At 31.2% G+C, this 15,799-nt stretch carries 12 protein-coding genes; 3 read left to right on the top strand and 9 right to left on the bottom strand.

Translation table 11 applies throughout. The features are described 5' to 3' along the window. The first annotated feature begins 66 nt into the window (after positions 1-66). Positions 67-684, top strand: coding sequence for a cofactor assembly of complex C subunit B (locus AC6EIW_RS01765; RefSeq protein WP_498520909.1), 618 nt, complete (start codon positions 67-69; stop codon positions 682-684). On the opposite strand, the gene lptC is transcribed toward AC6EIW_RS01765, so the two are convergent. The 5 genes from lptC to rpmG all read right to left on the bottom strand — a co-directional run bounded on the left by lptC (position 670) and on the right by rpmG (position 4,694). Next, entirely contained in the window at positions 670-1,329 is a 660-nt protein-coding gene (gene lptC / locus AC6EIW_RS01760; protein ID WP_498520908.1) for an LPS export ABC transporter periplasmic protein LptC, read from the bottom strand. The two genes, AC6EIW_RS01765 and lptC, sit on opposite strands and share 15 nt — an antisense overlap. Beyond that, complete coding sequence (gene metG / locus AC6EIW_RS01755) at positions 1,329-2,873, bottom strand: methionine--tRNA ligase (RefSeq protein ID WP_498520907.1); 1,545 nt, start codon at positions 2,871-2,873, stop codon at positions 1,329-1,331. The genes lptC and metG overlap by 1 nt, the downstream gene beginning before the upstream one ends. Positions 2,874-2,937: 64 nt before the next feature. After that, positions 2,938-4,224, bottom strand: a complete 1,287-nt coding sequence (locus AC6EIW_RS01750) for a ribonuclease catalytic domain-containing protein (protein WP_498520906.1) — start codon at positions 4,222-4,224, stop codon at positions 2,938-2,940. A 23-nt stretch (positions 4,225-4,247) separates the two neighbouring features. Then, positions 4,248-4,469 (bottom strand): 30S ribosomal protein S18, encoded by a 222-nt coding sequence (rpsR, locus tag AC6EIW_RS01745; RefSeq protein WP_011293874.1) that lies wholly within the window; start codon positions 4,467-4,469, stop codon positions 4,248-4,250. 27 nt (positions 4,470-4,496) lie between these two features. Continuing rightward, the gene (gene rpmG, locus AC6EIW_RS01740; protein WP_011823694.1) at positions 4,497-4,694 is read right to left on the bottom strand and encodes a 50S ribosomal protein L33; all 198 of its coding nucleotides are present in this window, start codon (positions 4,692-4,694) and stop codon (positions 4,497-4,499) included. A gap of 116 nt (positions 4,695-4,810) precedes the next feature. On the opposite strand from rpmG, the gene pheT reads away from it, so the two are divergent. Then, a complete protein-coding gene (gene pheT, locus AC6EIW_RS01735; protein ID WP_498520905.1) occupies positions 4,811-7,285 on the top strand; it encodes a phenylalanine--tRNA ligase subunit beta in 2,475 nt (824 codons plus the stop codon). Between the two features lie 877 nt (positions 7,286-8,162). On the opposite strand, the gene AC6EIW_RS01730 is transcribed toward pheT, so the two are convergent. Together AC6EIW_RS01730 and AC6EIW_RS01725 are read right to left on the bottom strand one after the other, a co-directional pair. Then, entirely contained in the window at positions 8,163-9,200 is a 1,038-nt protein-coding gene (locus tag AC6EIW_RS01730) for a molecular chaperone DnaJ (RefSeq protein WP_498520904.1), read from the bottom strand. Positions 9,201-9,579: 379 nt separating this feature from the next. After that, positions 9,580-10,428 (bottom strand): ATP adenylyltransferase family protein, encoded by an 849-nt coding sequence (locus AC6EIW_RS01725; protein WP_498520903.1) that lies wholly within the window; start codon positions 10,426-10,428, stop codon positions 9,580-9,582. Between the two features lie 513 nt (positions 10,429-10,941). Between AC6EIW_RS01725 and AC6EIW_RS01720 the strand changes: the two genes are divergently transcribed. Further along, a complete protein-coding gene (locus AC6EIW_RS01720) occupies positions 10,942-11,169 on the top strand; it encodes a DUF8667 family protein (protein WP_269625503.1) in 228 nt (75 codons plus the stop codon). A 34-nt stretch (positions 11,170-11,203) separates the two neighbouring features. Here AC6EIW_RS01720 and metH read toward each other — a convergent pair whose 3' ends face one another. Both metH and AC6EIW_RS01710 read right to left on the bottom strand, forming a co-directional pair. Then, positions 11,204-14,752 carry a methionine synthase gene (metH, locus tag AC6EIW_RS01715; protein ID WP_498520902.1) on the bottom strand — a complete coding sequence of 1,183 codons (3,549 nt, stop codon included), beginning with the start codon at positions 14,750-14,752 and terminating at the stop codon, positions 11,204-11,206. A gap of 63 nt (positions 14,753-14,815) precedes the next feature. Further along, positions 14,816-15,730, bottom strand: coding sequence for a branched-chain amino acid transaminase (locus AC6EIW_RS01710; protein ID WP_498520901.1), 915 nt, complete (start codon positions 15,728-15,730; stop codon positions 14,816-14,818). Positions 15,731-15,799 lie beyond the last annotated feature (69 nt).

Here is a 15,799-nt window from a genome sequence, read left to right as displayed (position 1 = left end):
ATAAAGGTAAGCATTGATATGTATAATAAAGAATTAATATATTTATTTAAAATATTGAATAGATAAATGTATAAAGTTTCTACCTTGGTTATAATATTTGGATCTTTTTTACTAATTTTATCAATTATAAATATTGGAACTGCTAATCAAGTTAATCCAACTCTAGTAAGAGCAGAGACAATATCAGGAATTGCATCAATAGCGTTAATAACAATAGGTTATCTATGGACTGAAATTAAACCTAAACAACCTTCTAAGGTTAGCTTGGATGGAAAAGAGGGTTTTGAACTTTGTACTAAATTAACTGACGATCAAAGAAATGAATTGGCGTGGGGAAGTCAGCAAATACTTACTGCAACGGCAGCTAGTACAATATTAATATATTGGGATAATAAAGTAATACTTAGAAGAGGTTTGATATCTGAAAAAATATTTGAACCTGGAGAAATATGTAAAAGATCAATTGATCAAAAACGATTAATCTCATTAGTTAATACTGAATTATTTCCAGGGAGAGATGAGTTTGATGGCGTTCTAAATAATTTGCCTGCAGTGATTGTTTATCCTCTTGAAAATAGAGGCCTTACAATAGTTGGGGGTTGGTCAAAGAGATCATTTACCAATTCAGATGAAAAATGGATATCAGGATGGTCAGATAAGTTATATGTACTACTGAGTAAGTAAGAAGTTAATAGTTGTTTCTACCTGTTTCTCGTTAGATGTAAATACTAAAGTATTATCTTTTTTAAACCATTTTACAAAATCAGAAATAATTTTCACCTGATACTCCTCTTCACCATTTGAATTATATATATATCTATTGAATTGAATATTTTCTATCTTAAGTAGGCTTGCATCAATATTATAAAATCCATTGGATGCATTTATCCTAGTATTATCAAAATTAATATAAACTGGATCATTTATATCAATAATAGAGGTATTTAAATTCCAATCAAACGAATTAGTTTTTATATAGTAATCCTGATTGTCAAGAAATGATATGTTTACACTATTAAAAGCTCTAATAGAATTGTTTAAATTATTTAGAGTTGAATTGCCAGACTTAACTTTAAAGTCTTGACCATTTTTATTAAGTAATTCAATTGAGCTGTCAAATATATCTATATCATTATTTTTTGGGTCAATTATGGCTTTAGGACTAGTGATTCTTACGCTTGTTTGATTATTTGGATTCTCCTGAAGTAGTTCAAAATCGTTAATGTAGCTTTTATTATCTAGCTGAGTAGAAGATTTATTTGATTTTTGACACCCAAAAAAAGGAAAAGTTGAAATTATTAGCAGAAAATAAATCGGTAGATATTTCACTATACAGAATTCTCATAAAATTCAATTTTATCCATTACAGGAGAAGGGTCTTGTAGTCCATTATGAGGATCTAACAAACCCCAATGTAATGATTTTTGGAAATTTATAGTATTGGGATCAATATTTAATTGATTTAATATTCTAATACTTAAATTAGGAACAAAAGGATTTAGCAATATTCCAATAATTCGGCAAGATTCAAGTACAGAATATATATCAAGAGCAACAGTATGTTTATTTGTTATATCTTTAATTAGCTTCCATGGTGCACGATCATTTAAGTATAGATTAGCGCTATTAGAGAGTTCAATAATTGCATTTGCTGCATTTTTAAAATTGCTATCTTTAAATGATTTCATATATTCATTTATTTTTATCTCTGACTGAACTTTAAGAGGAGATTCAGATAAACAAGTATTATCTATTGGAATTTTATCATTAAACCATTTTTTAGACATTGTAATTGTTCTGTTTAACAAATTACCGATGGTATTACTTAAATCACTATTAACAATATCCACAAATCTTCTCATTTGAAAATCACCATCTTCACCAAATTCTATATCTCTTAAAAGATACCATCTCATCGCATCTATACCCCCATATTCCAAGAGTTTAATCGGATCGAGCACGTTACCTAATGATTTACCCATTTTTTGGCCTTCTCGTGTTAAAAACCCATGTCCAAAAACACTTACAGGTGGTTTCATACCAGCAGAGAGAAGCATTGCTGGCCAATAAACGGCATGAAATCTGAGTATATCCTTTCCAATTACATGTATATTTGCAGGCCAGTTACATAACGATTCCTCGCTAAGATCAGGAGAGTTTTGATCACAAAGAGATCCACTAATATAACCTAATAAAGCATCGAACCATACATAAAAAGTGTGATCATTTTTTCCAGGAACTTTTATACCCCATTTTAAGTTTACTCTAGAAATTGAGAAATCCCTTAACCCTTTTGAGACAAAATTGAAAATTTCATTTTTTCGACTTTTAGGAGAAATAAAACCATCAATTTGAATCAATTTTTCAATTTGCTCTTGATATTTTGATAATTTAAAAAATAAATTTTCCTCATCTCTCCATTCTAATTCCTTTTTATGAATAGAACATATTGGACTTTTATCATCCTCAGCTACATCTTTATATTCCTCACATCCAACACAATACCAGCCACTTTGTCTACCCATATAAACATCATCAGATTTCAAAACTTTAGAATAAAATTGATAAACTAATGATGCATGGTCTTCAGAAGTTGTTCTAACAAAGCGATCATAACTAATGTTTAATTTATCCCATAAAAATTTATATTTTTCTGTGATTTCATCACAATGTAGTTGAGGTTGAAGGTTTTTACTTTCTGCGGTTCGCTCTATTTTTTGACCATGTTCGTCAACGCCAGTAAGAAAAAGTACTGTATTTCCACTTAGTCTTTGAAATCGAGCTATTGCATCACAAGCGATTGTTGTATATGAACTACCTAGATGAGGCTTGTCATTAACATAATATAGTGGTGTTGTAATTGTGTATTTCATTTTAATAATATATTCTAATTATTATATTGTATTTTTAAAACTCTTGCACACTTATGATGAACGCTTATTTTGATAATGAAATTAATTCAAAAAATATTAAATCGTTGTTATTACTATTGACTATATTTTCAACCTTAAAGCTCTCGCCGACATTTAAGGATTTTTTTGATTTGAGATTACATATAGTAGAGAAATGATAGTCTAGAAAGTATAAAATACAAATGTTTTTATATCTATTAATCCAATTTAGCAATATAACATTATGTTCCTTAATAGAATTATTTTCGAACCATCTATTTATCCAATATTTTTGATCTTCTCTAAATCTCATAATATTTTCTCTTCCTTGATTATTAATCTTATGAATAATTTGTTCAATATCTTCTTTAGATATAAGGTCTTTATTATTGAGATATCTATTTAATTGGTAGTTAACTAACAAGTCAGCATATCTTCTAATCGGTGAGGTGGCATGCACGTAAGATTTTAATCCCAAACTTGAGTGCGAGATTGGATTTATCGAATAATATGTCTTACCCATTGTTTTCTTAAGTACAAAATTATATAAAACTTTATTATCTGAATCTTGAATATTATCTGTAGAAACTTTATCTATACTTTGTTGGACTCTATATGGAACAGGAATATTATTTACCTTAGTAAAATTTGAAATAAGATTTCCATACAAGATCATTGCTTCACTTATTAATTGTCTCGATAACGTTGGATCTATTATCTTAAGGGAGGGATTATTATCTTCTACAATAATCTTTCCAAATGATTCTAATATTTCCGTGGCACCTGAATTCTGTCTCCAACATTTTCTACTTTGTAAAATTTCAGAGATAATACTTAAATCTTCTTCTTCTTTTGGCGCATAATCTATTAATTCATCAGCTTCAGTATAATTTAATCTGAAGTTTACTTTAATAATACTCTGGACTATTTCTGTAGAGCCAATACTACCGTCTTCATTAAAAATAACACCTAAACTTAATGATACTCTCTTTTCTTTATCACTTAAACTAAAAACATTATTAATTAAAATTTCAGGAAGCATATAATAAGTATTAGTTGATAAATAAACAGTTGAAATAAGCTTCCTTGCCCTCTTATCGATAGCTGACTGATATTCAAAATATGAACTAGGGGAAGCTATATGGATCCATAACTTATGTTGATAAGATATTTTCTCTAAAGAAATGGCATCATCTATTTCAGACGTTTGAGAATCATCTATTGAATATGTTTTAAGATATGTAAGGTCTTTAACAGAAGTATTTACATTATTTGTTTGTTTAAATCTAGAAATTATATTTTTAACTTCATTATCTATAATTTTATTGCACATTCTATTATTAATAGAATATTAACTTACCCTTCTGGATTAACAAAGGGAAGTAAGGCAATAATACGTGCTCTTTTAACTGCTGTGGTTAAGTCTCTTTGTTGCTTAGCTGTTAACCCAGTAAGTCTTCTAGGTAAGATTTTTCCTCTGTCTGTAATAAATTTCTTTAATAATTCTACGTCTTTATAGTCAATAGGATCTCCAGGCTTTATAGGAGAGAGCTTTTGTTTGAATAGTGAATTAGTCATTTTTAATGTGTGTATAAAAAGAAATGATTATTTGATTTCTCTATGAATGGTCATTTTATTTAATTCAGGGCAGAATTTTTTAAGTTCCAGTCTCTCAGTAGTGTTCCTACGATTTTTTTCTGTGGTGTATCTAGATACTCCTGCAGAACGCTTTTCTGAGCTAGGTACAGATCTAGACTCAGTACATTCTAAAGTGACCACTATTCTGGTACCTTTTTTAGCCATATGAACTTAGCTCAACTTTTGTGAGTCTAGGGAACAAAGTACAATCTTACTAGGCTAAGCACCCTTTTTTATAAATTCATTCGAGCACCTATGTTTAACTCCTGTCAGAGCAAATCATGAAGGTATCAGTTTCTTGGCTAAAAGATCTTGTCGAATTTAACAATGATATTGATGATTTGGCTGAAAAGCTTTCAATGACAGGCTTTGAAGTTGAATCAATTGAAGACTTATCAGCCCAAGCGAAGAATGTTGTTATTGGTTATGTTGACGAAATCACAGCACATCCAAATGCCGAAAAGCTCAAAGTTTGTTCAGTAGATGTTGGTTTACCCAAAAAGTTAAGTATTGTTTGTGGCGCACCAAACGTAAAAGCCGGATATCACGTGCTTGTGGCAAAGGTTGGAGCCTATTTATCTTCAAAGTCATTAAACATAAAATTATCTAATTTACGAGGGGTAGACAGCGCAGGAATGATTTGTTCATTGGATGAATTAGGGATTGAAAGTAGTAATGAAGGTATAGAAATACTTGAAGAAAGTAAAAGAAATATCCCCCCAATTGGTTCCAATGCTGTCGATTATCTTGGTTTGAATGACACCATTATTGAATTAGCTATTACTGCTAACAGACCTGATGGTATGTCTATGGCTGGTATAGCAAGAGAAATATCAATAATAACAAATTCAAAATTAACATTACCAACTTTAAATTTCAATAAAGAATTTGAAAAATTTGAGCCACAAATAAGAGAAAAAGAAACAATAGGAGCAGACTTTATTTATTCACTTACGTATATAGATAATATAGACAATACCGGAAAGATAAATAAATCTATATCTAACAAATTAAATTCATTAAGGCAAAATTGTATAAACCCTATTGTAGACATAACAAATTTTTTAATGCTTGAGCAAGGGCAGCCACTACATGCATTTGATGCTGATCTATTAGACAATATAGTTGGTAGAATAGTTATGCAAAATGATTTTGGTATTAGAAATGGTAGGGAAGGTGAATCATTTATTGCACTCGATAAAAAAGAATATAAATTAAATGAAAATATAAAGATAATTACATGCTGCGATATACCAATTGCAATAGCTGGGGTTATCGGAGGAAACAACAGTTCCGTAAGTGCTAAAACCACTAGAGTTTGGTTGGAAGCAGCTGTATTTACTCCTAGATCAGTTAGAAATAGTAGTAGAGAAATAGGGCTCAGAACAGAGGCAAGTAGTAGATACGAAAAGGGGATATCACCCAACATGACAATTGCAGTTTCAATAAGAGCTAGTGATCTTATTTCGCTAGAATTAGGTGGTAATATAATATCGACTCATGTCAATAATGAATTTATTAGAAATGATATTAGTGTCAATCTTAGAATAGACAAAATAAACAAAGTTCTAGGTAAATTGAGATACATAGATAATAATCACTTAAATAATAGTTCTAATAAATTCCATTATCTTAATAAGGATGATATTGAGCCTCTTCTAACAAAACTTGGCTGCCTAATTACATCAAATTCTACTGGCTGGGATGTAGAGATACCTCCTTACAGATCATCTGATTTAACAAGAGAAATCGATTTAATAGAAGATATAGCAAGACTTATTGGATATGATAATTTTGATTCGAATATGCCAGATCCACTTGAGCCAGGAGTACTAAAACCTGAAAATTTGGTTGAAAGACGTTTAAGAAATTCCTTTATCCACAATGGTTTTCAAGAAGTAGTGACTTCATCACTTGTTGGTCCTGATAACACTGATGAAAATACTGTAATAATAAAAAATCCATTACTATCTGAGACTAGTAGATTAAAAACAAATGTATGGGATGAACATCTTAATATTCTTCAGAGAAATGTATCGTTTGGTGCTGAAGGTTGTTGGATCTTTGAAATAGCAAAGACATACAAAAAAGATAACAAAAACTTTTTTGAAACAAATTTATTAGCAGGTACTTTAACTGGTAATAAACGAATCAGTAAGTGGGGCAAATCATCAAAAAAAATATGTTTAGATTATTTTGAAGCAAGAGGAAAACTTCAACAATCTCTTGAAGTTCTAGGAATTGAAACTGTTGACAAGAAACTTACCGACAAAGATTTCATGCATCCGGGTCGAACCTCTGAATTGTTTGTTGAGGGTAAAAGTATCGGCTTCTTTGGACAAATTCACCCTTCTCTCTCTGAGAAATATGATGTAATTAAAGAAACCTACTTATTTATTCTGGACTTTGATTCCTTAATTAAAGCAGCAACAAGGAAAACAAACTGGACAAGAATTTATAAGGATTATCCCACTGTTCCTTTTATGGAAAGAGATATTGCACTTATTCACTCAAAAAAATATAGCTCATTAGAAATAATTAACCTAATAAAGAAATCTGGAAGACCACTCTTAGAGAAAGTTGAATTGATAGACCGCTACGAGGGATCTTCAATTCCCGAGGATTCAGTTAGCCAGGCTTTTAGAATAAAATATAGAGATCCTAAGAAAACTCTAGTAGAAGAAGATATAAATCCAATACACGAAAAAGTAAGAACCGCTCTTAAAGAAAAAATAAACGCCGAACTAAGGAGCTAGTCTCGTTAGTCCAAGAAGAGTCTTATTTAGAGTCCAAGACAGAGACAAATCGAGACAAGCTAGACTTAATTTATTTAATAAAAATTTTAATTATATTTATAATCTATTGGCTTACATAGCAATCATTCTTTTGGTTAAAAAATATTGACTAAATCCAAAAGGCTAAAGGCATAACTCGAAGCTATTCTCAAAACAAAACATTTAAATTAAATTCTTACGAATCTCAGCAAAGAATCTATCTAGGACTCACTTAGAGTCTCACTAGAGACTTTAGAGAAGTGGAATGTTCGACGGTACAACTGAATTCTCTGCTCACCTGTAATTTAAGTCGATTTACTATCAATAATCGTGCATAACTGTCTATTAAGCAGTTATGCACGATTATAAAGCTAGTCATACCAATGCTATTTAAACCAGGAAATTTAAATGGACAAATAATGGACATTTACAGGCGATAGAGATATGAAGAATAGATGAATACTACTTATCAAAAACGCAAACATTCTTGCATTTAAAAATGCACTGAAGGACGTCTCTAGTACTATTGATTTGTTTTTTGCACAAAAGAACCAGCAAATAATTGATGCGAGCGATTCAAGTATCAAAAAACTTGAACCGTACATAAAAAATGGAATTAATTCTATTAAGTCTTACGTGAGTCGATTTATTAGACTAAATATTAGACCAAAACGAGATTCGTTGGAGCTGATTTTTATATAATTTTTTTAGTAGTCGATAAGCATCGTTTAATTTTCTCATGCTTTCGTTTGATCCTCCGGCATCAGAATGAATGAAAACACAATCCAAATAGTCTACAAATTCTTATATGATTCGCTTTATTGGACTAGACTATAGACAGGCATGAGACTAGTGAGAACTAATTTTTGTATAAATCTTTTAGTAGTTGATAAGCCTCGTTTAATTTTCTCATGTTTTCGTTTGATCCTCCAGCATCAGGGTGATTGGAAAGAGCTTTTTCTTTGTATGCGTCTCGGATGAATGACAGAGTCAGAGATGATCCCGCCTTTGTTGGTAAACCCAGTAACTTTAGAGCACCGTGAACAGTCATAGTTGACTCAAGTGTTTGGAACGAAGTCACATTTTGACTACGTTTGAATTTATTCACAAACCTTCGAATAAGAGTGGGAATTCTATTCCTTAAGTTTTTAGTTGAAAAGGGGTCTTCGAGAGCACCTGCCATGATGACAACATGATCAAAAGTTACTGAGTCGATATTCCAATCACGGCAATATGAATTAAGCATTTTACAAGCAGCATTCCAAGTAAAAGGTATGTTTTCTGTACCATCGACATGGGGCCAGATATCTCTTGCAAGCCAAATCATTGATGCCTCAATTACACTATCAGTCGGTTTTTGCCCATAAAGGTATATCCAATGTTTGTCAGCAGCGTCTTTCGCCTTTATCAAATCATCAATATTAATTGTGGTTATTGAAGTATCTTCCATATTTTTAAAAGTTTTATCTTTACTCAAACTTTTTTTCAGGTTTGTCGCTTGCTTTCTTATAAAACCTGGTAATTCAATTCCTGTAGAGACAGTTAGCTTTTGATTAGTTTTTGCATTATTAGTTTTGACATCATTTACAATTACATTTTTTATTTCAATATTTTTATTTCCTACTATCACTAATGCTTTTTCTTCCTTTTTACTATTTTCAATTCCACCTTGATCGCTTATAGAGTCATGAATACCATTATAAGTTAAATCTAATTGTTCATTTTCAATTATTTCTTCATCTAAATCCTTTGGTAAAATAACTTGTAAAAGTCTCTCGAAAACCTGTCCTCTTCTCCTAAATCCCCACTCTTTACGAAGGCGATCGACGCCTTCAATAAGATCAATTGGTAAATCAATTGAAATTCTCTTAATATCTTTTTCTTCACCTTCCGTCACAAGATCCTAAAAACTATTCATATATTAATGCTCTTTTTATTTTCAACACACCTTTAGCTTTGAATTTATATAATTAAACTAATCATGAAATGAATATAATTTAGGATACATTGTTTAAAAACTAGGAAATAGCCACATCGATCAACTCTATTAAGTATTATTTAAAAAAATCAGTAACTTTAGATGGCCTTCTGCACATCCTCCCAAAATTGGAGCGAAAGAAAAAAATTTTTTCAAGCGAGGAAATTAAATTTTTTAATCTCTGTTAAAGAATCCTATGAAAGAAAGCTTGCAGCTATTACTGCATCAATATCAAAGCTGGAAGAACAAATGAATACAAGCAGTTCAGGTATTGAAAGCTAAATCAACTCTGATTTAGTTATTCAATTACATCTTTCAATATTTGCTCTGGACCAAACTTAATAAGTTGATCTACATCAGATCTTTTTGTTCCAAGAAAATATCCTGCAAAACCAAGAGCATTTATACTAAATCCATATGCCCTATCTGTTTTACGCGTTATAAGTGCAATCCATTCTGAAGTAATAATTAAATTATATGGTTTTAAAGGTTTACTATCTAAATCAATATCACCTAATTTCATCTCATGAATCAAAGATTTGTATGAACTATATAAGTCATTTGAATTTGAATATGAGTTATTATTCCTTCGTTTAATTGAAACAGAAGAAGAAATCAGAGATTTTTTACTATTATTACTATTTTTACAATTTAATAATGAGCAGAACCAATCATATCTAGGGCAAATACTCTCATTATTATGTCTTGGTAACAATTGAAAATGTCTATGAGGTTGACTTGCACCTGCTTCCTTACTGCTATTAAAGAACCATAAACCAGTAGTATCATTATCAACATCTTTTATAGCTGCGAAATCATCATTATCAAGCCATCCATTTTGCGGTTTCCATTTATTTGTTATTAACAACATATGTCCAATTTGAACTGGATATTTATTAAGAATTAGTGTATGTTTACGATTTACAGATTTTATTTCGAGTCTGGTATCCCAAGGAATAAACGGGTTTCTTTTTGGACCATATTCAATTAAATACCTTGGAATATGACTAAAAAGAATACGTAACTCATAATCACAATATGATTTATTTGTTTTATATTTTTGGGTTTCTAGAGGAATTACAGCCCCAGAATTAACAGCTTTTCTACTAATTTGAAGAGCTTTAGCCCATATAAGTTGGCTCTTCACTTCAAATAGTCCTTTGATAAAAAATCTTGTTCAATTATATTATTAATATTCAAAAACATAAAGATTAAATAAAAAGCTTAGTAACTACCCACTAATGATCAATTACCAAGTACCTGAAAAATAACATAAACTTCTCTAAATCAGGTAATTTATGCCTATTAAGGCTTCAAAGGTATGAAAGCTGGGATTTTAATCTAGCTGAATGGTTTGGCTCTCTAGGGACGATTTATGGGCATCTACAGGTCGATTTATTCCTGATAAGTTCTTTTTGAAAAATTGTTGTATGAAATTTTATAAAATAAAATTTACCAAAATCAAAAGAAAAAAAGTCATGAATAATCAATTGGTAATTAAATGAGCATAATCCCGAGATCTATTGTACTGGAGAGGTTTTGGGATAAACAAAGAAAATTCAAATTTATCAATTTGCAAAATAGTTTCAGATTATTAGCAAATAAGGTTGACGAAAGCAGGGGGGAAAGAGGTAAAACCTCTTTCAGTAATGTGTCCTCGATGGATTGGGACTTTTCTGAAGACGAAGCTTTTTTGGCTCTTTGCGATGCGTTTCGCGAGAGCGGAGAAACATCTGCCATGGAATTTTTGGCAACAGGTGAAGGTGCTTTTCACTTTCAGGAATTAACTCAAAATGCTGCCGGGGAGGGGATTGATTTGAGTGACTCGGAATCAATGGCTGAGTTTCAGATGGAAGTACTGGAAACTATCGATGAAATGAATAACTAATTTTCTAGATTAATTTATAGATTCAAGAAAATATTTAAATACCAAAGTATTTAGCTACTGGATGTAATGCAACAATAGCTGTTGTACTTTGTTCGGGATGGAGTTGCTCACTTTCATCCATAGAGATATTAATTTTTTCAGCATCAAGCCATAACAATTGTTTTCTAGAATCAGAAACTTCAGGACAAGCTGGATAGCCAAAAGAATAACGGCATCCTCGATATTTAACATCTAAGATATCTTTTATATTATTTGGTTCACAGTCTTTAAATCCACATTCAATCCTAATAACAGAATGTATATATTCAGCAAGTGCTTCCGCCAGCTGGACTGTCAAACCATGAAAGAATAGATAATCTGAGTATGAATCCTGACTAAATAATTTATGTGAATATTCACTAGCTGATCCTCCCATTGTTACAGCTTGCATTGGCAAATAATCTTCAGGCTGATTGTTATTTAAATCATTATAAAAATCTGCTATACAAAATCTTTTTCCGGATCTTTGCCTGGGTAATAAAAAATTACCCAACAGACTTTGGTGATCTTTATCATATATATTTAAAGAATTACCATCTCTACCACAAGGGAAATACCCATAGACTAATGAGGGGTTAATAAGCTTGTCATTGATTATTTTATTCATCCAGTAATCTAATTTCGGTTCTGCCTTCTCTAGTAAAAAATTCTTATAGTCGGATGCAGACATCTCCTTGGAACGTTTCATTTGCCATTGGCCTGCAAATAAAGCATTACGATCTAAGAAAGTATAAACCTTAGTTATATCTATATCTTTTTCTAGTAAAAACTTTGGGCCTATGAATGGTGGTTTAATAGGATCTATTTGAGGAATATTTTTTGATCTTGAGTTATCTTCAATAGGCTTTTCTTTGATTTTATTGATATTAATTTCTTGATATGTATTTGTATTTTTATAATTACCAATAGTAATCCCCTCGGGAGCACCTTCTTTAAAACCTGAGAAATTATCCCAGTTATTTAATTCCTTAGCTTTCATATATGAATCCATAAATTTTAAATCTGTAAAAGCATCTTTACCGTAAATAACCTTCCCTTTATAAACACTTGCACAATCTTGATTAACAAATTTTGGAGTCAGAGCTGCTCCACCAAGAATAATAGGCACAGATATATCCTCTTCATTTAATGCTTTAAGATTATCTTTCATAAAAGCAGTTGATTTAACTAGTAGTCCACTCATTGCAATACAATCAGCGTTATGCTCTTTCTGAGCATTAATTATTGAATTGACTTCTTGCTTAATTCCTAAATTAATAACTTCATAACCGTTATTAGATAAAATTATATCTACTAGATTTTTACCAATATCATGAACATCACCTTTAACTGTAGCGATAATAAATTTTCCTTTTGATTGATTAACCTCAGATTTATCCATAAAATCCTCTAAATATGAAACAGCAAATTTCATTGTTTCCGCAGATTGGAGAACAAAGGGTAATTGCATTTGACCAGACCCAAATAATTCACCAACTACTTTCATGCCATCCAATAAATATTCATTAATTATTATCAAAGGTTTATATTTCTTTAATGCGAAATCAAGATTTGAATGTAAATTGGTTTTTTCACCATCAATAATATGATTTTTTAGTTTTTCTTCTATTGGTAATTTAATATCATCATTATTTGTACTTTTATTTAAAAGTGTCTTTGAATCATCGAAATAACTAGTTAAGGTTGTTAAAGGATCATATGTGCATACTTTATTTTCAAATATTCTTCTATCATAAATAAGATCAAGGCAAATTTTTATCTCTTCATCACTTATTTTGTTTAGAGGTAAAATCTTGGAAGGAGAAACAATTGCAGAATCAAGACCAGCCTTAATTGCTTCACTAAGAAAGATAGAATTAAGAACAATTCTTGCACTAGAAGATAAACCAAAACTTACATTTGAAATTCCAAGGATTAAATGAACTTCTGGAAATTTATCTTTAATTAACTTAATTGCATTTATAGTTTCTAAACCATTCTTTCTATCTTCTTCTAATCCTGTTGAGATAGGTAATGCTAACGGATCATAAAAAAGTTCATAAGATTTTAATCCAGAATCAGTCGCATCCTTATAAGCTCTTGTTGCTATTTCTGCTTTTTTATCAGCAGATCTAGCCATTCCATCTTCGTCAATTGTTCCAATTACGACCGCTGAGCCGTATCGTTTAGCAAGATCAATTACTTTATAGAATCTATCTGGTCCATCCTCATAATTAGTAGAATTTAAAATACATTTTCCGCCAGCATGCTTTAACCCACTCTCCATTTTTTCATAATCTGTTGAATCAAGCATTAAAGGCAAATTAATATTATTAACAAGTCTTTTGACTAACATAGACATATCTTCGATCCCATTTCTTCCAACAAAATCTACATTTACATCTAAAATATGAGCATTTTCCTTCAGTTGAGATTTAGCAATTCCAACAAGTCCGTCCCAATCCTCATCGTTAAGGAGTTCTCTTACTTTTTTAGATCCACTAGCATTTAATCTCTCACCTACGATCAAGAAAGAGTTATCTTGCACATAGGGAATAGACTCATATATTGATGATGCAGCTGGAATTATAGATCTTTCTTTTGAAAGAGTATCAAATCTTTGCTCAGAAGTTAAAAGCTCTTTAGATAAATCTGAAAGTTGCTTAATATGTTCCGGCCTAGTTCCACAACAACCTCCAATTAGTTGAACTCCTAAATCATTAATAAAATGACTAAGTTGGAACTTAAGTTCCATTGGAGTTAATCGATAATGAGCCTTGCCACCTACATTCTCTGGAAGTCCTGCATTTGGTATACAACTTATATGAAATGGTGAATGTTGCGATAAATATTTAATGTGATCTTTCATTTCTTCCGGGCCAGTTGCACAATTAAGGCCCAAAATATCAATATTAAATGGCTCCAGTATTGTTGTAATAGAAGAAATATCACTACCAATAAGCATCTGGCCGGTGGTTTCCATGGTTACCGACACCATTAATGGAATTCTCTTTCCATAACCAATAGCTTCATTTACGCTTTGCAGTGCAGCCTTGATTTGAAGGACATCTTGGCAAGTTTCAATAATAAAAAGATCAATTCCACCTTCAATTAGTGCTTTAGCTTGCTCAAGATAAGAATTTTTTAGCTCATCAAAACTGATATGACCTAGGGTTGGTAGCTTGGTTGTTGGTCCAATAGATCCAGCTACAAATCTTGGTTTTTCATCTGATTGATATTTATTTGCAACATTCCTTGCTATTTGTGCTGCTTTTAAATTGATCTCATAAGCTTTATTTCCAATTCCATATTCATCTAGAACAATTGAAGTAGCACCAAATGTATTTGTTTCGATTACATCACAACCTGCATTTAAAAATGATTCATGTACTTTCTCGACGCTGGAGACTGATGTCAATACAAGGTTTTCATTACAACCTTCTAATGAAGCTCCGCCATAGTCATCTGCATTAAGTTGTTGATCTTGCAGAGACGTGCCGGTAGCGCCATCAAAGACTAATATCGGTCTCTTTTCAGAGTTGAGATAGCCTAAAAAATCAGTCATAAATTATATATTTAACTTATTAGAATGAAAATCATTAATTTAAATAAGTTATATAATGTTATTTTAATCTATGTGTATACGCTTAACCCAATTTTCATATTCAGGAACTAAACCTTCTGTAATTTTAGTCAACTTCGTTCTTAATGAATTCATTATTGGCATATCTTTGCTCATTGATGTAGTTTCAATCATTTTTATAGGGGTAATTTTTGCCGCCGTTCCTGTAAGGAATACCTCATCAGATATAAACAATTCTGTTTTATCAACTGGCCTTTCAATAACTTTTAATCCATCTTTTTTTGCTAGTTCTATAACACTTGAACGAGTTATTCCTTCAAGAATATCTTGATCAACACCAGGTGTAATTAATTCACCATTACGTACTATAAAAATGTTCATACCACTAGCTTCACTGATTTTTCCTTGACTATTTAATAATAGTGCTTCATCAAATCCACTTTTTACTGCTTCAGTTTTGGCTAAGGAGCTAGTGATATAAGCTCCACTAATTTTACCTCTTAATGGAAGTGAGTTGTCTTGCTGACGAGTCCAGCTACTAACGCGACAAGTAACCCCATCAGGTGATAGATAATCACCTAGTTCTATTCCATAAATAAAGAAATTAGTTTCTATATTATGTAACCTTGGCGCAATTCCTAAGTCACTAGTATATACAAATGGTCTGATGTATACAGGTTGAGTCGGTTTGTTTTTAACAAGAAAAGTTTCAAGAGACTTTAATACAAAATCCTCATCTAATTCAGTCATCAAAAATTTAGCACTTTGACATAATCTTTTTGCATGTTTGTCTGCTCTAAATAATAAAAATGATTTACTATTATTTGGATCAGGAATAGCCCGCATTCCTCCAAAAGCTGCAGTTCCATAATGAAGTGCATGAGTAGCTATAGATAGCTTCGCCTCATCAAATGGGATACATTGCCCTTCAAACCAAGCAAATGGAAGAAAATTATGCATTATCAGTCCCAGCTAAGATGAAAACAATCAGCATTTCAGTTTTTACTGCTCTTATTACACATAATAAAT

This window comes from Prochlorococcus sp. MIT2308 (genome assembly GCF_059772345.1).
This window is presented reverse-complemented; position numbering and strand designations above follow the sequence as displayed.